The 18,450-nt window shown below is 25.3% G+C and carries 26 protein-coding genes, 1 tRNA gene and 1 pseudogene; 17 read left to right on the plus strand and 11 right to left on the minus strand.

The window, feature by feature from the left end; all coding sequences use genetic code 4:
- Position 1: 1 nt before the first annotated feature.
- The 9 genes from ACZ91P_RS06615 to ACZ91P_RS06655 form a co-directional block, all read right to left on the minus strand.
- Positions 2-610 carry a hypothetical protein gene (locus ACZ91P_RS06615; RefSeq protein ID WP_465158572.1) on the minus strand — a complete coding sequence of 203 codons (609 nt, stop codon included), beginning with the start codon at positions 608-610 and terminating at the stop codon, positions 2-4.
- Positions 611-613: 3 nt separating this feature from the next.
- Positions 614-952 (minus strand): hypothetical protein, encoded by a 339-nt coding sequence (locus ACZ91P_RS06620; RefSeq protein ID WP_465158573.1) that lies wholly within the window; start codon positions 950-952, stop codon positions 614-616.
- Between the two features lie 47 nt (positions 953-999).
- Entirely contained in the window at positions 1,000-1,443 is a 444-nt protein-coding gene (locus tag ACZ91P_RS06625; protein ID WP_465158574.1) for a hypothetical protein, read from the minus strand.
- Positions 1,444-1,527: 84 nt separating this feature from the next.
- Positions 1,528-2,004, minus strand: coding sequence for a hypothetical protein (locus ACZ91P_RS06630; RefSeq protein WP_465158575.1), 477 nt, complete (start codon positions 2,002-2,004; stop codon positions 1,528-1,530).
- Positions 1,997-2,215, minus strand: coding sequence for a hypothetical protein (locus ACZ91P_RS06635; protein WP_465157096.1), 219 nt, complete (start codon positions 2,213-2,215; stop codon positions 1,997-1,999). The genes ACZ91P_RS06630 and ACZ91P_RS06635 overlap by 8 nt, the downstream gene beginning before the upstream one ends.
- 61 nt (positions 2,216-2,276) lie before the next feature.
- The gene (locus ACZ91P_RS06640) at positions 2,277-2,579 is read right to left on the minus strand and encodes a hypothetical protein (protein ID WP_465158576.1); all 303 of its coding nucleotides are present in this window, start codon (positions 2,577-2,579) and stop codon (positions 2,277-2,279) included.
- Between the two features lie 136 nt (positions 2,580-2,715).
- On the minus strand, positions 2,716-2,970 hold the full coding sequence (locus ACZ91P_RS06645; RefSeq protein WP_465158577.1) for a hypothetical protein: 255 nt from the start codon (positions 2,968-2,970) through the stop codon (positions 2,716-2,718).
- Positions 2,971-3,034: 64 nt separating this feature from the next.
- Positions 3,035-3,256 (minus strand): hypothetical protein, encoded by a 222-nt coding sequence (locus tag ACZ91P_RS06650; protein WP_465158578.1) that lies wholly within the window; start codon positions 3,254-3,256, stop codon positions 3,035-3,037.
- Positions 3,257-3,407: 151 nt separating this feature from the next.
- The gene (locus tag ACZ91P_RS06655) at positions 3,408-3,806 is read right to left on the minus strand and encodes a hypothetical protein (RefSeq protein ID WP_465158579.1); all 399 of its coding nucleotides are present in this window, start codon (positions 3,804-3,806) and stop codon (positions 3,408-3,410) included.
- A 299-nt stretch (positions 3,807-4,105) separates the two neighbouring features.
- Here ACZ91P_RS06655 and ACZ91P_RS06660 point away from each other — a divergent pair, with 299 nt between their 5' ends.
- The 11 genes from ACZ91P_RS06660 (at position 4,106) to ACZ91P_RS06710 (ending at position 12,161) form a co-directional block, all read left to right on the plus strand.
- Entirely contained in the window at positions 4,106-5,041 is a 936-nt protein-coding gene (locus ACZ91P_RS06660; RefSeq protein ID WP_465158580.1) for an Mbov_0401 family ICE element transposase-like protein, read from the plus strand.
- Between the two features lie 104 nt (positions 5,042-5,145).
- Complete coding sequence (locus tag ACZ91P_RS06665) at positions 5,146-5,460, plus strand: hypothetical protein (RefSeq protein WP_465158581.1); 315 nt, start codon at positions 5,146-5,148, stop codon at positions 5,458-5,460.
- A gap of 466 nt (positions 5,461-5,926) precedes the next feature.
- Complete coding sequence (thyA, locus tag ACZ91P_RS06670; RefSeq protein ID WP_465158582.1) at positions 5,927-6,796, plus strand: thymidylate synthase; 870 nt, start codon at positions 5,927-5,929, stop codon at positions 6,794-6,796.
- Positions 6,796-7,278, plus strand: a complete 483-nt coding sequence (locus tag ACZ91P_RS06675; RefSeq protein ID WP_465158583.1) for a dihydrofolate reductase — start codon at positions 6,796-6,798, stop codon at positions 7,276-7,278. Before thyA ends, ACZ91P_RS06675 begins: the two co-directional genes overlap by 1 nt.
- Position 7,279: 1 nt before the next feature.
- Positions 7,280-8,071, plus strand: coding sequence for a lysophospholipid acyltransferase family protein (locus ACZ91P_RS06680; RefSeq protein WP_465158584.1), 792 nt, complete (start codon positions 7,280-7,282; stop codon positions 8,069-8,071).
- 19 nt (positions 8,072-8,090) lie between these two features.
- Entirely contained in the window at positions 8,091-9,401 is a 1,311-nt protein-coding gene (locus tag ACZ91P_RS06685) for a thymidine phosphorylase (RefSeq protein WP_465158585.1), read from the plus strand.
- 100 nt (positions 9,402-9,501) lie between these two features.
- Entirely contained in the window at positions 9,502-10,254 is a 753-nt protein-coding gene (locus ACZ91P_RS06690) for a segregation and condensation protein A (protein ID WP_465158586.1), read from the plus strand.
- Between the two features lie 14 nt (positions 10,255-10,268).
- Positions 10,269-10,817: an SMC-Scp complex subunit ScpB gene (scpB, locus tag ACZ91P_RS06695; protein ID WP_338992699.1), complete on the plus strand. Its 549-nt coding sequence runs from the start codon at positions 10,269-10,271 to the stop codon at positions 10,815-10,817.
- Positions 10,817-11,050 (plus strand): S4 domain-containing protein, encoded by a 234-nt coding sequence (locus ACZ91P_RS06700; RefSeq protein WP_465158587.1) that lies wholly within the window; start codon positions 10,817-10,819, stop codon positions 11,048-11,050. Before scpB ends, ACZ91P_RS06700 begins: the two co-directional genes overlap by 1 nt.
- 80 nt (positions 11,051-11,130) lie before the next feature.
- A complete protein-coding gene (locus ACZ91P_RS06705; RefSeq protein WP_465158589.1) occupies positions 11,131-11,538 on the plus strand; it encodes a pseudouridine synthase in 408 nt (135 codons plus the stop codon).
- Positions 11,539-11,552: 14 nt separating this feature from the next.
- Positions 11,553-12,161, plus strand: a complete 609-nt coding sequence (locus tag ACZ91P_RS06710) for a deoxynucleoside kinase (protein WP_465158590.1) — start codon at positions 11,553-11,555, stop codon at positions 12,159-12,161.
- Between the two features lie 38 nt (positions 12,162-12,199).
- On the opposite strand, the gene ACZ91P_RS06715 is transcribed toward ACZ91P_RS06710, so the two are convergent.
- Both ACZ91P_RS06715 and ACZ91P_RS06720 read right to left on the minus strand, forming a co-directional pair.
- Complete coding sequence (locus ACZ91P_RS06715; RefSeq protein WP_465158591.1) at positions 12,200-12,763, minus strand: inorganic diphosphatase; 564 nt, start codon at positions 12,761-12,763, stop codon at positions 12,200-12,202.
- 327 nt (positions 12,764-13,090) lie between these two features.
- A pseudogene (locus ACZ91P_RS06720) lies at positions 13,091-13,872 on the minus strand (IS30 family transposase).
- Between the two features lie 392 nt (positions 13,873-14,264).
- Between ACZ91P_RS06720 and ACZ91P_RS06725 the strand changes: the two are divergent.
- The 6 genes from ACZ91P_RS06725 (at position 14,265) to tig (ending at position 18,404) form a co-directional block, all read left to right on the plus strand.
- Complete coding sequence (locus ACZ91P_RS06725) at positions 14,265-14,726, plus strand: hypothetical protein (protein WP_465158592.1); 462 nt, start codon at positions 14,265-14,267, stop codon at positions 14,724-14,726.
- 11 nt (positions 14,727-14,737) lie between these two features.
- On the plus strand, positions 14,738-15,124 hold the full coding sequence (locus tag ACZ91P_RS06730; protein WP_465158593.1) for a hypothetical protein: 387 nt from the start codon (positions 14,738-14,740) through the stop codon (positions 15,122-15,124).
- Between the two features lie 127 nt (positions 15,125-15,251).
- Positions 15,252-15,956: an ECF transporter S component gene (locus ACZ91P_RS06735; RefSeq protein WP_465158594.1), complete on the plus strand. Its 705-nt coding sequence runs from the start codon at positions 15,252-15,254 to the stop codon at positions 15,954-15,956.
- A gap of 59 nt (positions 15,957-16,015) precedes the next feature.
- Positions 16,016-16,092 (plus strand) — tRNA-Arg (locus ACZ91P_RS06740).
- A 116-nt stretch (positions 16,093-16,208) separates the two neighbouring features.
- A complete protein-coding gene (locus ACZ91P_RS06745; RefSeq protein ID WP_465158595.1) occupies positions 16,209-16,967 on the plus strand; it encodes a DUF3196 family protein in 759 nt (252 codons plus the stop codon).
- Between the two features lie 276 nt (positions 16,968-17,243).
- On the plus strand, positions 17,244-18,404 hold the full coding sequence (gene tig, locus ACZ91P_RS06750; RefSeq protein ID WP_465158959.1) for a trigger factor: 1,161 nt from the start codon (positions 17,244-17,246) through the stop codon (positions 18,402-18,404).
- Positions 18,405-18,450 lie beyond the last annotated feature (46 nt).

Consider the following 18,450-nt stretch of genomic DNA (forward strand, 5'->3'; position numbering starts at 1 on the left):
GTTAAGTAAATACTTGTTCAAATTTAACATCACCAAATTTAATAGAACTTACATCATCAACCATATAAGCATCTCAATATTTACCAACTTTTACCTCTTTTGTATAAAAGTTATCGGCTTTATTATCATTATTCATAAAATAACTTAATTTATATTGATTTAAGTATTCTAACATTCTATTAATATCATAAATATTTTCACCATCAATTAATTTTCAATAAACATTATTATTTTCATTTTTTAATTTTATAGCAAAAGGTGTTTCATTATTGGCTCATATAGTTGAGTTAATTGATTGATTTTTAAAATCATCAATCGTTAAAATATTAATTTCTTCACCTTTATATTTTTGGACTATTTTTAAACTACTTTGTCATTGAGCAATCGTACTTTCCATATTATCAAATATTCTTGAATAACTACAATAATCACTTGGTTTAGCATTATTAGGTTTTCAACCTGTTTCAGTATCAGGAATATATGAACTATAAACATTAAAAGAAAATACCATTCAATGTCTATGTTCTTTTATACTTTCTCTTATATCTATTGCAGTAGCACCTGCTCCTGTTCTTAATCATTGCATAGCTGCTGGACTAATTTTTTGCATTTGTTAATTCTCCTTAATTTCTGTTCTACCTTGTACGGCATTTTGATTATTACCAGTTTCGTCATATTCTAGTAATTTATTATTATGTTCAATTTCTTTGGCTTGCATTTTATCTTGTCATTTTTCTACTTTTTCAAAATATTTGGTTGCTTCTAATTCATCAATATTATCATATTCAGTTATTGCTCTTATTGGCTCCATTGTGCCATTTTCTAATCTAGCAGTAATTAATTCATTTTGTCGCATTTGGTCTATTAAACTAGCACTAACAAAATCAAATCCATAAGGGCGTTCACCAGTACCATCTCATAAACCATAATATTTTAAAACAGTATCAAACATCTTAGTATAATATTGTTTACGATATGCTTGTAAATATGCTTGTTTTTCTAAGTCTTTTGTTTTTTTATTAATGATTGGGTTTTATTTTCTTCACTATCTGAGGCATCACCAAAAGGACTAGAAAAATTACATGCTATATATACTTGTTCAATAATTGCTTTTTGGTCTTGTGTATATGTTTTTAAGGTTGGTGTCCCTTGTACTACTTGTAAAGATTGAGATAATTGACCTTCTACTGCTGATGAACTTGATTGAACAAAAATATCATCGAATACATCTTGCAGTACTTTTTTATTACCTTTGTTATAAGCAGTCATTAAATCATCACTTAGTATTCCATATCAATGTGTACGATTTGCATATCTTTCTTTTGATTTAATATTAAAACTATCTTCTAAATCAAATTGTAATTTATAACAATTTGCCATTGTAGGTCATGGGTTTAATGTAGTTGATGTTGATAAAAATAAAGGATTAGGTTCATTTATCATTTCTCAAAAAGGTACTATACCTAATTTATTTTTAAATTCTTGTACTAAAACAGGTTTAACATCATCTTTAATTTGTGTTTTACTTTACCCAACAACTACTTCATTATTTTTAGGTCAACCTTTAATAACTATTTTATCTTTGGTACAAATTAAATTTAAAATAAAACCACTATCTGATTGATGATAATTTAATCAAATATCGGCACCTTGTTCTAATTCATTTATTTTACTTACGCGTGATCTAAAGTTAAAAGGATTAATTCATAAATCAATATTGCTATCACTAGTTTCTAATAAACCAAAGATAGTTTTACCCATTAAACTTGCTGTTAATTCATTTTTATCTAATTTTTTTTTTATTTTATAAGTTTCATATCATCAATTTAATTTTTCTAAAATGTCTTTACGATGAGACTTAAATAAAATATCTTTACCATTTACTAATCACATTTGATGGCGAGCAATAATATTGGCTAAATTAATTGTTCAATCATAATTATAAAATTTTAAAACACTATTAATATCATTTAAGTTTGGTAAACTAGGGAAAGTATTATTCATTGTTATTTTGCTCCTTTAAATTTAAGATAAGTGCATAATTAATTATATTTACTGTTAATAAATTTGGTTCATTTGATAAAACTTGTACACATACTTTAACTTTTTGATATTTCTTAATATATTCGTTATATAAATTTAAATTACATATTGCGATATTATCTTTTTTTAATTCTTGACAAAGTCTTTTTTTAACTTGTCCACAAACAGACATATAAGGTCTTTTTGCATTTATTACACGCTCATCATGTATTACATAAATATCTTTTTTTTCATTAAGTTAATCACTCCCTTTGTTGTCATAATTTATAATCTGTTGAACTATTATGTTTAACCATTGGTACTAATTCAAAGTGTAAAGCATAAAAATCACTATCAAATGTATCATCGTATAAGTCCAACATTCGTTCTTCTCTGGCATCTGGTTTATCTTCTCATTGAATTAATTCATATTGAGTTTTACTTACAGGACATTTTTCTCATAATCATTTTAATTGATTAGTATTTATTAACATTGTGAATGCTTCAATACGATGCTTTATTTTAAATTTCTGCTTTTGTGCTGGTTTTAAATGCATATATTGACCAAAAGAATAATTATATTTTTCTCGGTTTAAACTTTCTAATGTTGCATAAGCACTATCATCAACATTGATTGATTATACCTTGCTGTATTAAATTAAAATATTGATTTAATTAATTGTTGTAAAACTCTTAAATATCTTTTACTTGTTCTAATGGTCCTTTAAATTGTTGTGTAGCATTTGAGTGTGTATATTCTGCTACTTTATATGCTTTTTTATCAAATGAATTATATATTCAAAAGCTCGCCGCTGTTGTATGTCCTTTGGGACTAGTAGAGTTTGCTAAATCAACACCACCTAATAATTTAATTGGTTGAATAATATCTGTTGCATGCATAATATTAATATATCGCACAAAGATTGAACCACTAGTATTACCAGGCAAACCTCAACTCCATACTCTTGATCTTTCAAGATCTAATTGCTCTAACCTTAATTGCTCATTAATTTTATCTTGTGGTAATTCATAATTTAATCTTTAATTTGCTCCCATTTGATAAAGTAAAAGTAAAATTTGATAAATTAATAGTATAAGGTATATTATTTTCATCTAACATATTTCAGATATTTTGAAATACACTATCTTTTAAATCTTTACTCCAATACATACTAGCAATAATACAAATTGGTTCTTTAATTAATAAACTAATTTTTAATAATTCACCAAACATTTTTATATTTGAAATAGTCTTACCACTATATCATGTCCCAATTTGATTAATTTCATTAACTAACTCATATTTTTAAACAAATGGATATTTATTACCAATACTACTATTTTGTAATAACCAATAAGGAATTTCTAACAAATAAGTAAAATGATTAAGAATTATTATCACTTTCTTTTTTAATATCTCTAATATCCGTTTGTAAATTAACAATTATTGGTTGTTGATTATTTAAGTTTAATTCTTTTTCAAGTTCTTTTTCTTGTAGTGAATATTTATAATTAAATGCTCGTTGTCAATATAATTTAGCACCATCTGGTGATTTCATCATAAAGTTAATTATTTCACTTTCAATTTTATCAACTTGTTTTTCAAGCAAAGGAACTATCTTTTCGCTCGCATAAGTATCATATCTTCACTTGCGAGAAAGGTTGAATTCATTGGTTAAATCATTTAAAGTATAGGGTTTATTAGGTGATTTATTTTCTAAAAATTGCTCTATTTTACGATAAAAAGTTGCCAAACTTGCTGTTTTTGGATTAAATTCTTTCATTTTTTACTCCTTTTTGCATATTAAAATTACTATTATTTAAACAATATGATTAAATAAAAGAGTAATAAATTGTATTAAAATGTATAAAAGAACTTTCACAAGTTCTTTTTTTATTATCTATATTTTACATCAAAATAAAAAAAGTAAAGTAATTTAATTTTTTCAGTTAAATTAATTTGCTAATAATTAAAAAATAAATTATAACACAATAAATAAAAAATATTATCTTTTTTTTGAATTTTTTCATTTTCATTATTTTTGTGATAGAGTCCTTAACTATAGGAAAGAGGGTAAAAAAAATGATAAATGTTGATAAAAACTTTTTTAATAATTTTAATAATTTGTTATATATACAAAGTATTGAAATTATTCAACAAAATTTAGAAAATTTTGATGAATGAATTTTTAAAAATAAAAATATTGATGAAACTTTAAAAGAATTTAAAGATTATAAAGTAAAAGAAATAAAACCAAGAACATTAAATATTTTAAATGGTAAAATAACTTTTAAAAGAAGAAAATATTATAAAATTAATCCAGAAACAGGCAAAGAAGAATATATTTTTCCTTTGAATAAACTTTTAGGAATTGAAAAATGACAAAGAACAGATAATTCTGTTAAAGAAAAAATATTATCATTTATTACTGAGAAAAAAAGATATAAAGATATTTTAGATACTATGGAACATATAAAAATTAGTTTAATGACAATATCTAATATTATTAAAAATGCAAAAACTGATGAAGAATATTATATTAATAAAACTAATAAAAAAATAGATATTCCACATACTTTATATATTCAAATGGATGGAACTTATTTGAAAATGTTAGATTCAACAAAACAAGGAAGAAAAAAGATAAAAAAACACACAATAGCATGTACTGTTCATACTGGTTTTGATGAAATAAAATCAACTAAAAAAAGACCTGTAATTGCAAATAAACTAGGTGTTTTTGAAATAAATAATATTCCAGATTATCTTAATAAAGAAGTAAATTTAAAACCAGTTCTTATAAAATTATTTACTTTAATTGAAACTCATTGCAACATGACATCCAATACTGAAATTATGATTTTGGGTGATGGTGCATTATGAATTAAAAATACTAAAAACTTTATGCATCAATATTTTCCTAAAAATAAAATTCACTATACAATAGATAAATTTCATCTTACAAGTAGATTTAAAAAACTATATCCGTTTCAAAGTAAAAACAAGCAAAATAAATAAACATATCATAAAGCAGTTGATTATTTTTTAATGGTAAATATGAAAAATTATTACAGTGTTTAGAAGATAGTAAATCTTTTATAAGCGATGCTAAATTAGTTTTTTTGAATAAAACTATTAGATTAATTAAAAATAATCAAGAAGGTGTCAAAAATCAAACACTATGGAATAATATTGGTTGTGATATTGAAGGTGATATTTCTCATTATTGAAAAGGTACTATGATTAAAAAGGCCATTTATAGTGAAAAAACTATTAAAAATAAATTAAATGCTAGTATGATGGGATTAAAAAATAGAATTGATTTATTTAATAGTAATGAACAATTGTTAGAAGAAAATAAATTTAATTATTCAGTTAATAATTTTGTATTTTTAATAAAAATGTATTTTTTGTTGTGGAAAAATTTAAAAAAATAGAAAAATATATTGACAAAAAAATTAAAAGTAATATAATCTAAATAAGTAAGTGGTATATTATTCCACAATTTCTAAGATATTAATTTAAAACCCTTAAATAATTTATACGACCAAAGTTTTTTATATGAAAAAATTATTTTATTATTTTAGGTCGTTAATTTATTTTGCTTGTATTGTCTTTTTAAAATCTTGTGGTGGTAATGTACTATTTTTGATTTTAAAAAACCAAACAACAAAACCTAAAATTACTAAAATATTATTTTTATTAGGTTTTTAAAAACGATTAATTTTTTTAATAATTTGTTTATCATATTGACAATTATTATCTTTTTCTTCTAATATAATTTTAGTAATATGATAACATAAAAAAATAATCTTCTTAAGATTTTTTTTATTTTTTTAGATGATTTTATTTTTAAATAAGGTAAGATTTAAGTATATGAGAATAGAAAATAGGGTGAAAATGATGGAACAATATCTTAATATGGCTCGTTTTATTTTAGAACACGGGCAAGAAAAAGATGATCGAACAAATACAGGAACAATTTCTTTTTTTGGTTATCAAATGCGTTTTAATTTAAGCAAAGGATTTCCACTTTTAACAACAAAAAAAGTTCATTTTAAGTCAGTAGTTTATGAATTATTATGATTTATTAAAGGCGATACTAATATTAAATATTTAGTAGATCATGATGTTCGAATTTGAAATGAATGACCATATGAAAAATATCAAGCATCAGCAAAATATAATAATGAAACATTAGCTGAATTTATTGAAAAAATTAAAACTGATGCAAATTTTGCTGCTGAATTTGGTGATTTAGGACCAGTATATGGGAAACAATGACGAAACTTTAACCGAGTTGATCAGTTAGCAAAATTATTAGAAAATTTAAAAAAAAATCCATATTCACGTCGTCATATTATTAGTGCCTGAAATCCAGCAGAAGTTGATGAGATGGTTTTACCACCATGTCATACTTTAATTCAGTTTTATGTTTCAAAAGATAATAAATTAAGTTGTCAATTATATCAACGTAGTGCGGATGTTTTTTTAGGTGTCCCTTTTAATATAGCAAGTTATGCTTTATTAACCCATTTAATTGCCCAAGTTGTTGGTTTAGATGTTGGTGATTTTGTCCATACTTTAGGAGATTGTCATATTTATAAAAATCATTTTAATCAAATTAAAGAACAATTAACACGTTCTCCGTGAAAATTACCAACTTTGAAGTTAAATCAAACCATTACTTCGTTATTTGATTTTAAATTTGAAGATATTATGTTGGAAAATTATGACTCAGCCCCATTAATTAAGGGAACTGTCGCAGTATAATGATTAAGTTATTATGAGCAATGGATGAAAATAATTTAATTGGTCAAAATAACCAATTACCATGACATTTAAGAGAAGAATTACAGCATTTTAAAGAAACAACATTAGGGCAAACAATTTTATTTGGTCGATTAACTTATGAAGGAATTGGACGACCATTATCAAAACGAAAAACATTAGTTTTAACAAGACAACTTGATTATCAAATTAATCATCCGGATGTGGAAGTAGTAACTGATTTAACAGCAATTATTAATTTTTATCATCAAAATCCAAACGAAGATATTTATATTTGTGGGGGGAAAAAAATTTATGAGGCAACATTACCATATGTTGATGAATTAATCATTAGTTATATTAAGGGAAAATATAAAGGTGATACTTATTTTCCTTCGTTTGATTTAAACCAATTTACTTTAATTAAATCAAACGAATATCAGCAATTTGTAATAAAATATTATAAAAGAAAGGAACAAAGTTAAAATGTTAAATATTTGAAAAATTCTTCTGACATGACCACGATTTTTACGAACAATTACTAAGGTAAGGAGTATTAGTAAAAAAATTAAACGAGATCCAAATATTGTTTCAGAAGAATATCGTTATCATTGATTGCAAAAACGAACACGCTATATGTTATGAGTGCACGATGTTAAAATAATTGTTTATGATCGTGATAATTGAATTGATAAGGGTTGTTTAATGATTGCAAATCATCAATCGAATGTGGATCCGGCATTATTATTTGCTCTAAATGATTTTAATAAAACGGCACCTTGTGCATTTATTGCTAAAAAAGAATTACAAGATAACCGAACATATCGAAATTTCTTAACATTAATTGATGTTTTATTTTTAGATCGGGAAAACCCTCGCCAGGCCTTAGAAATTATTAAAGAGGCAAATGATTTAATTCGTGTACCACGAACAATGGTTGTTTTTCCGGAAGGAACACGAAGTCGCAGACAAGAAATGGGAGAATTTCATGCTGGAAGTTTTAAAATTGCCCAGAAAGCACATGTTCCAATTATTCCTGTTTCAATTGTTAACTCTTATCCAATTTTTAATAAAGAATTTAAAAAAAGAGGGAAAAAGTATGTTCATGTTGTGTTTCATAAGCCAATTAAGCCAGATACGTTTATGACCAAATCAACTGAATTAATTGCAAATAATGTTAAACAAATTATTCAAAAAGGAATTGATCAATATCAAGATGTTGATCATAAAAAAGATTATGAAGAATATAAAACTTCATTAAAGAAAAAAACGACTTAAAAAAAGAAGGTATCGAATAGTGAATATTTTAGAATTAATTGATAAAAAGAAAAATGGACAAGAGTTATCACGAGAAGAAATTAACTTTATTGTCAAAGGATATACATCGGGGATTATTCCAGATTATCAAATGTCAGCTTTTTTAATGGCAATTTATTTTCAATCAATGTCAGTTACAGAAATTTCGTTTTTAACTGAAGCAATGATTAATTCAGGGAAAGTATATGATTTAACTACGATTCCTGGTTTTAAAGTTGATAAACATTCTTCTGGTGGAGTTGGTGATAAGGTTAGTTTAATTTATGTGCCTTTAGTTGCTGCATTTGGTTTAAAAGTGGCAAAAATGTCAGGACGAGGATTAGGCCAAACAGGAGGAACAATTGATAAGCTGGAAAGTATTCCCGGTTTTAAAGTTGAACTTTCTTTTAATGAATTTAAGGATGTTATTAATAAAACAAATTTATCAATTATGGCTCAATCTGATAATCTTGTTCCTGCTGATAAAAAGATTTATGCCTTACGGGATGTGACGGCAACAGTTGATTCATTGCCATTAGTGGCAGCAAGTATTATGTGTAAAAAAATTGCGACTGGTAGTGATGGAATTGTGTTAGATGTTAAATGTGGTAGTGGCGCTTTTATGAAAACAATATCTGATGCACGGAAATTAGCACAAATTATGGTTGAACTTGGAATTAAATTTAATAAGAAGATTGCTGCTGAAATTACTAATATGACAGAACCATTAGGCCGTACTATCGGTAATGCAATTGAAATTTATGAAGCATTACAAACATTACGAGGGAAAGGACCTGATGATTTGACTTACATTGTATGTGAAGCAGCAGCTTTAAGTTTATGCCAAGCAGGGCTTTTTAAAGATTTAGCAATGGCAGTTAAATCCTGTGAAGAAAAATTACAAACGGAAGAACCGTTAAATTACTTCCGTGCTTTTGTGAACGAGCAAGGTGGAGATTTAAGTTTTATTGATAATGATTTAACTTTAAAAGAAGTATTAAAAGTAAAAAATATAGTTGAAATTAAAGCAACCCAAGCGGGATTTATGGAAATTATTGATACTAATGAGTTAGGATTATTAGCTGTTCGTTTAGGAGCTGGCCGTAATACAAAAGATGAAACAATTGATTATCATGCTGGTATTTATTTAAACAAAAAAACTGGTGAAAAAGTTGCAAAAAATGATGTTGTAATGACTTTATATACTAACCGTTATGTTACTGCCCCAGTTTATGATTGAGCACAACGAACTTTTCGAATTGTTTCAACAAAACCACCACAAGAAGAATTAGTTTATGAGATAATTCAATAAAAGTGATGCTTTAAGTTAATCACTTTTTTGTTTTAATGTCTTTATTTTTTAAAAAAATAGCGGTATTATTAACTAAGAAAATAAACATGGGAGAAAAAGAATGTTACATTTGCCGCGCTATGAAGTAAAACTTAATAATTTTTCAGGACCATTAGATTTGTTGTTGCATTTAGTTAAAGAAAAGGAAATGGACCTTTTTGCAATTAAATTGACAGAAATTACTGATCAATTTTTAGCATATATTAGAGAAATGGAACAATTAAATATTGAAATTGCATCAGAATATTTAACAATGGCAAGTTATTTAGTTGAGACAAAAACAAAATTAGTGTTACCAAAAGAAGAAGTTGAAATTGATGATAATTATGAAAAAGATGCTCGTGATGAACTAATTAATCGTTTACTAGAATATAAAAAAATTAAAGAAGTTAGTCAATATTTTAAAGATCAACATCAAGAGGGAATTCGTTATTTATCAAAACCACGAACAATTATTAAAGGAAATCCAATTAAAGAAGAAGATTTACCATTGTCGCCAAAAATTAATATTGATAAATTAACTAATAGTTTTTTAAAAATGTTAGAACGAATTAATGCAGCAAAACCATTAGAATCAAATGTTGTTATTACTGAAGTTTCTCCAGAAGAAATGGCGGAGCGAATTATGGCATTATTAGCGCAAGATGATAAAGAATGAATATTAGAAGAATTGCTAGGTAATTTTACTTTATCATTACAAGTTTTTGTTGCTTGTTTTATTGCTTTGTTAGATTTAGCTTGTCATCAAAAAATTGAAATTGAGCAATACCAACATTTAGAAGCAATTTACATTAGACCATACTTACAGAAATAGGGGAATTAAATTAGATGAATTTAAATAAAAAAATGGCTGTTTTAGAAGGGCTATTATTTATCAGTGGTGATGAAGGAATTAATTTAAAAGAAATTGCTCATATTCTTGAAATTTCTGTTCCTGAGTGTGAGGAGGTTTTAGCAAAATTAAAACTAGAATATCAAACTAATAATAATCGTGGGTTAACAATAACATCTTTTGCTGATAAATATCGCTTAGCAACAAAGCAAGAATATTATCAATTTTATTTAAAATTAGCTAATAATAAAATAGAAGCACGTTTATCACAAGCAGCATTAGAAACATTAGCAATTATTGCCTATCGTGGGCCAATTAGTAAACCAGAAATTGAAGAGTTACGAGGAGTTAATTCTGACAGTGTTATTAACAAATTACGCGCACGTGATTTAATTGATGAAGTTGGTAAAAGCGAATTACCAGGGAAACCAATGACATATCATATTACTGAAGAATTTTTAAAAGTTTTTAATTTAACTTCTTTAGCAGATTTACCACAAATTAAGGAAACTGTGATAGAAAAAGAGCAGGATTTATTTAAATAATGGAACGCTTACAAAAAGTTATTGCAGCAGAAAAATTAATTATTCAAGGACGAGTTAAAGTTAATAATATTGTGGTAACAACGTTAGGTACTAAAGTTAGCAAAAATGATCAAATACAGATAAACAATCAAATCCTTACGAATGAAAATGCAAATAAGGTTTATTTGATGTTGAATAAACCACGAAATTGTGTTTCAACAATTATGACCCGCAACATCGCAAAACAGTTTTAAATAAACTATGTTAAAGGTGTTTCAGAGCGAATTTATCCGGTGGGTCGTTTATAGACTATGATACTAGTGGGCTTTTGCTATTGACTAATGATGGAGAATTTACTAATATTATTACACACCCAAGTCATATTATTAATAAGACATATCATGTTTTGGTTTCTGGTTATCTTTCAAAACAACAATTACAACAATTAGCAACAGGACTTGAAAATGAACCAGGAATTATAACAAGCAAAGCGCAAGCAAAATTAGTAAAATATGAAGAAGCAAAAAATGTTTCGATTCTTTTATTAACAATTCATGAAGGCAGAAAACATCAAGTTAAAAAAATCATACAAGCATTAGGACATGAAGTTATTAAATTAAAACAAATTGCAATTGGTTTTTTTCAATTAGATGAAACATTAAAGCCTGGTGAATGACGTTATTTAAAACCCAAAGAAATTAAACGTTTTTTTGGAATAGCATCACACTTAAAAACAAAATAAAGGAGAAAAAAACAATGCGGATTACGTTAGCAGGAGTTGTTGGAGTAGGGAAATCAACTGTTAGTAAGCTATTGGGAGAAAAACATCATTATATGGTAATGGATGAGCCAGTTGAGGAAAATCCATATTTAGATCAGTATTATGCTGATCCAAAAGATATGGCTTTTAAAATGCAAGTATATATGGTAATGGCGCGTAGTAAACAATTAAAACAAGCAAAAATAACATCTAATATTATTTTTGACCGTAGTATTTTAGAGGATCCAATTTTTGTTGATGTCTTATATGAACTAGGATATATGAATACAACAGATTATAAAGTTTATAAAGAATTTTATGATGTTGTTGTTTTACAAAGTTTATATTTAGATGAAAACATTAAACCAGAATTAGTTGTTTATTTACGAGTTGATCCAGAAATAGCAATGGAACGAATTACCAAAAGAGGCCGAGCTAGTGAACAAAATATTGGCAGTGCTTATTGAACATTATTAAACCGAAAATATGAGAAATGATATGAACGCTCAAAAGATAAGTTTAATTTTTTAGTTATTGATGCCAATCATAAAACACCAGAAGAAATTGTTACCATAATTTCAGAAAAATTAATTGAAAAGAAATAAGACAATAAAAACTAGTGTCAACACTAGTTTTTATTTGTTTAAATTTGCCCTAATCCTTTTTCTTTTCAAATTTTCATTACAGTATCTTTTCCTTTTGTTTCTAAAATATCTTTGTATTCTAAATAACGTTCTTGACATTCTTTAATTTCTTTTAAAGCTTGGTCTAAGCCACTTCAACCATTAATTTTAACTTCTTTTTTTTGCAAAGTTTTATATTGTAAAAAGAAAGTTTCAATTTCATTTCGTATTGCGAATGGAACATCTTCTAAAGTTTGAATATGATTAAAACGCGGATCATCAGCCATCACAGCCATTAATTTTGTGTCAATTTCCCCGTTATCAATCATATTAATTGTTCCCAAAATACGAACATTGATTTGACAACCAGGAATTGTGGGGTAAGTGCTTAATGAAATTACATCAAGGGGATCACCATCTCAATCTAATGTGTTTTCAATAAAACCATATTCTCCTGGATAAAAATTAGCACCATATAAAGCCCGGTCTAAAACAATTCGCCCTGTTTTAAGATCATATTCATATTTATGACCAGACCCCTTAGGGATTTCAACGATAATTGGTAAAACATTATTTTTACTCATTATTTTTCTTCCTTTCATTACTTTCCTAATTATTAATATAGCATAGAAAGGCAAATAATGTTATGTCTTTTTAATTCCTTTTTGTTTTTTCGCAGTAAGATCAAATAAAAGTATTGTGTTATATTCAAAAAAATAAAAGATAATTATTATTTTTATGTAAAGTGTATAGTGTAAATACAATTAGTTATTTCCTACTCTTATTAATTAAAATAATAGCACTTAAAAATAAGTTTGCAAGTATTTTTAAATTATTTTTTTAATTTATTTAAAATTAGTATATTTGGGCACACTAAAAAATAATTTATTAAGTTTTTTTATTTAATAAATTTATTTAATATATTTATTAAATAACTGTGTTGGTGTTTCTCAATTTAAACAAGGTCTTATCTTATCATTAATTGTATTAATTATTCAATCTATTTTATCTTGTTTAATAATTCTAAAATCAGTACTTTTTGGTAATTCTCGCCTTATATCTCTATTCATTCTTTCTACAATTGGTTTTTGTGTAGGACTACCTTTATCACAAAAATATACATTTGTTTTAAGATGTTTTTCAATATCTTTTCAATTTTAAAATTCTTTTCCTTGATCAGTTATAATTCCCTTTAAATGTTTTTTTAAAAGTTTATTTTTAAAAATTTGTGTTTATATTTTTTCCCTTTATGTATCTTTTTTTACTATGAAAATACAAATTACGTTTATTTAAACCAAATAAACCTAAATAAATATATTTATAAAGTGTTTTAAAACACATAGGGAATTTATCATTAAATTCAATTTCATATGATTTACATATTTGTTTAGGTGTATAATGAAATTTATTAAATTTTTCATCTAATCATAATAATTGTTTAAAAGTTAAAGTAGTTTTCTTTTTACAATTTTTACGATTTTCTAAATATCGTTTATGTTCTTGCATAGGATAATATCGTTTAATATGTTTATAATTGTTTTAAGTGATATTTAATAGTACTTTTACTACGACCCATATATCTTGCTATTTTTGATATATTAAGAGTGCCATTTTTTTTCTTAAAAATATCAGATTCTAACGCTTCTTTTAAATTACATCTTTCAATAAAACTTAAATGTTTAAACTTTTTCATTTTCTCCTACCCTTTCTTAAAATATTTACATAATACAATAAAAAAAATAAAAGTAAATTATTGACATTAAATTTAATGATGATAAGATAATATTGTAAATCTAAAAAGGAAGAATTTTCCTACTCTTAACCTGTTTTAGAAAATTACAAAAATATAGACTTGCAAAAGTCTTTTTTTATGTAAAATATAGATAATAAAAAAAGAACTTGTGAGAGTTCTTTTATACATTAATACAGTTTTTTACTCTTTTATTTAATCATATTGTTTAAATAATAGCAATTTTAATATGCAAAAAGGATTAAAAAATGGCCAAAAAATGCCAAATTGTAAAAGAAAGGTATTAGCAAGATTTAAAAAAGATAAAAATGATGATTTAGTAAGAAAAATGCAAGGTGATTGACCAGTGCAATTATGTATTAGTCATTTTAAAAGCAGGATTTTTAACTGGACCAATTGTTACAACAACTTCATTACCAAGTTTTAACTCAAATCAAGATGTTTTAAGAGATTCTGATTGTAACTGTGGATTAGAAGCAATTGCTTTAACTTACATTAAAGAAGCAATTGGTGAAATTGAATCAGTTGATGGATCAACTTTATATGCAGGACAAACTTATAATACTGCTTTCCAATTATTATGAGTTGCCATTGAGCAATCTAAAATTAAAGCAGTAAAAAAAGCAAACAATATTAGTGATAAAAACGTTAGGGAAGAGATTATTAAATTAATAAATAGCTTGAAAAATAGTGATGCAAAAATCACTGAAGAAAATGCTGTTTTAAGAACAGAAAATAATGAGATTTTAATTGATTTAAACTTGGTTCTGCAAAAGATACAATACATATTATATTAGATAGTGTTCAATTGTCACAAGACCCTGATACATTAGAATATACTGCATATGCAATTTTAGTTCAAATTCTAAACAAAGGAATAGCTGATGGTTCAGAATTGAATGCAAAACAAAAATTAGAAGTAGCATTGCCTTATATATGAAACTTTATTGATAAAAACAAAAAAGATACGATAGAGGCAATAACAAACAGAGAAGATATTAAAAATATTAAAATTAAAGAAAAACTTGTTAACTTAGTAAAAGAGTTAACTAGTGAAAATATATCAATTGCAAAAACTAATAAAACTACAATTTTAACTGAAGAATTTAATCGTATTATAGTTACTATAAGTTTTCCTAAAAATGAATACAATGCAACAATTGGTTTAGGAAATGTTAAACCTGAAACAGAATAAATTGTTGGATATAAAATGCTTTGTATATGATTCTACAAAGCATTTTATATCCAACTGAATAATTTTTACAATTAGTTTTTACTTTGCTATATTTTAAAAATAATTTATAATTAAACAAGGTGATAATATGCAAACAAAAATAAAAAATTTATTTTACTTAGATACAAAAAGAATTGTGGCAATGGCAATTGTGATTGCTTTATATGTTTTATTGTCATGATTAAGTAAAATAATGAATTTAACAGTTTTTCCCGTTGCTCCATTTTTAAAAATTGAGTTAACTGATTTTTTAATGTTATTATCTCTTCGTTTGTTTGGTATTATTTATGCTAGTTTTTTAACTATTAGTGTTAGTTGATTACGAATGGTTTATTTAGGTGATACTCCCATTGATGTATTTGCTTTAATGTTAGCAGATTTAATTTTTTTATTAGTTTTTTGATTAGGCGATAATTTTTTACGAAAAGGATTTAATCACTTGTTTAAAAATAATTTTTCAAAAAAAGCTGATTATTTAATTACAACAATAAATGTTAGTTTAGCAACAATTATTGCTTCATTTGTAATGACATTATTTAATTGATTATTTATTTATGACATGTATGCTCATTTCTTACATCTTCCCCGCGAAACAGTACAATGATTTAAAAGTATTTTAGTACCGATAGTTATTCCTTTTAATTTATTGAAATTTACAATTAATAGTATTGTTTTTATCTTAATTTATCGTGCAGTAATTCACCTTCAAAAGCAATTTATAATAATAAAACCAACAAAAAAAGTAACAGAAGTATTACATGATTATAATATTATTGATGAAATTTATTTTTAAAAAAGCAAACTTATTTTCTTGAAAATATTCTTTAATTTATGTTATTATTTGTATGATATGCCCACGTAGCTCAGTAGGAGAGAGCATGCGCCTTCTAAGCGTAGGGTCGGGAGTTCGAATCTCTTCGTGGGCGCCATTTTTTAAATTGTAATTAAATTAAAAACCTTATTTAAATGATTAAATAAGGTTTTATTTTTTAAAAAATTGTTATAATAATATAAAAGATTGTTTTATCTAAGAAGGATTTATTAAATGCAAACACCATTAAATTATTATGATGAATTAATTAATGAAATTAAAGAATTAATTAGTAATCATAATTACAATGGTGCACTTATCAAAATTAATGATGAATTGCTGATGCCTTATATTCCTCAACAAGTTGAGAAAGTATTAACAACATTATTACAAGAAGTTAATGAAAAAATTCGAGAACAAAAGCCAAGTGAAACAACAGTTTGAACATTAGCAAAAATTAGTTATATTTTAGCGAATCCATCTGATGAGGAAACTCAATTATTAGCTTTTCAATATTTAAAAGACCAAAATTTACGACAAATTTTACCAGTAATTCGTCAATATTTTCTGAATAAAAAAGTCACTGATTTTGCAAAGATTTATTTATTATACTTATTAAAAAAACAAGAAATTACAGAAATATTTGAAGTGAAAAAAACAAATGGTATTTTTCACTTGAATCCAAGTCAAATAATACCATATAAAGAAAATGAACAAGTTAAAACCATAATGAAATTATTAGACCAATGAGTTTATAATTATAATCCTAGTTTATACCATACTTGTTTATATTTGTTAGAAACATATTATTATAACTTATATCCTTATTTTTTAGAAAATAATGAAGAAAAAGCATTAACAATTGCAATTATATATCAAGGTCATGGGATGTATGGTGAAAAAATAGTAATCCAAGATCTGGCAGAACAATTTACAGTTCAAGTTGAAATAGTAAAAAAATATCTTCCTTACTTAGCCCAACAAGAATTATAAAATAAATTATTATTTAGAATTAGACCAAAAAAGCAAAATAAATTGGGGAAAAAAGTTATTTAAAGTCATTCTTTTTGTTATAATAAATTATGTGCAATAATTAGTTAAGGAGTAAAATATGAAATTTAAAGCGGAAAAAATACAAGATAAAGGAATTGGAAAATGATATGTAACCATTGATGGTACAGAATGGACAGATTATATTAAAAAAGCTGAAAAAAAGCAGCAGAGCAATTAGAGGTTCCTGGCTTTCGAAAAGGGAAAGTACCTACTGATTTAATTAAAAAACATCTAACTGAAGCAAAAATTTTAGATGCGGCACATCATTTAGTTGTTAATAAAGCTTATAAGTTTGCGTTTGATCAAAAATCAGATATTGAACCATTTTCATCACCAGTTCCAAGTGTACAAAAAATTAGTAAAACAGAGTATATCTTACAATTAGAATTTGATTTAAAACCAGAAGTTAAAATTAGTAAGTATACTGGTTTTACTGATAAAGAATTAAAAAAGACAAAAATTGAAGTTAAAAAAGCAGATATTGACTATAATATTAATCAATTACGTAATCGTTTTGCAATTTTTAAACCAAAAACAACAGAAATTACAACTGGCGATACAGTAATTTTTGATTTTGAAGGTTTTGTTGATGGAAAACCATTTAAGGGTGGTAAAGCAACAGATTTTACTTTAGAAATTGGGAGTGGTCAATTTATTCCCGGTTTTGAAGAAGCCATGATTGGTTTAAAAACAGGTGATAAAAAAGAAATTGATGTTACTTTCCCATCTGATTATCATGTTGAAGAATTAAAATCAACTTCGCCTATTTTTAAGTTAAATATTAAGCAAGTTAAAACAAAAAAATTACCAGAATTAAATGATGAATTAGCAAAAGATGTTAATTTAAAAGGTATTGATACGTTAGCTAAATTGGAGGCGCATGTTAAAAATAATATTTATGAGCAATTATTAAAACAAGAATATGATCATTTTATTGGCCATTTATTCCACTTAATTGCAGAAGATTCAAAGATTGCTTTACCAGAATCAATTATTCGTAAAGAAGCAAATCAATTAAAACATGAGTTTGAACAAAAATTACAAGGTCAACAAATGGATATAAAAACGTATAAAAAACGAACAGGAATGTCAGAAGAAGATATTTTTAATGAGTTATTTAAAGACGCTAAGAATCGTTTAGAAAATGTTGTTATTGTTGATGCAGTTGTTCAAAATGAAAATATTACTGTAACTGATGCAGAAATTGATGAACAATATGAAAAGTTAGGAAAACAATTTGGAATTGATGGTAAAGCATTAAAAGAAACAAAATTAGTATCCGACCAACAAGTAAAAGAACAAGTTATGCATAATAAGGTATTTGCCTTTTTATATCAAAATAATGGTGAATATAATAAGAATATTATTAAGTATTAAACTGGTATTCCTTAATTTTGGGGTAAAAATATAATAAACAATAGGT

Source organism: Spiroplasma endosymbiont of Halictus nicosiae (genome assembly GCF_978018445.1).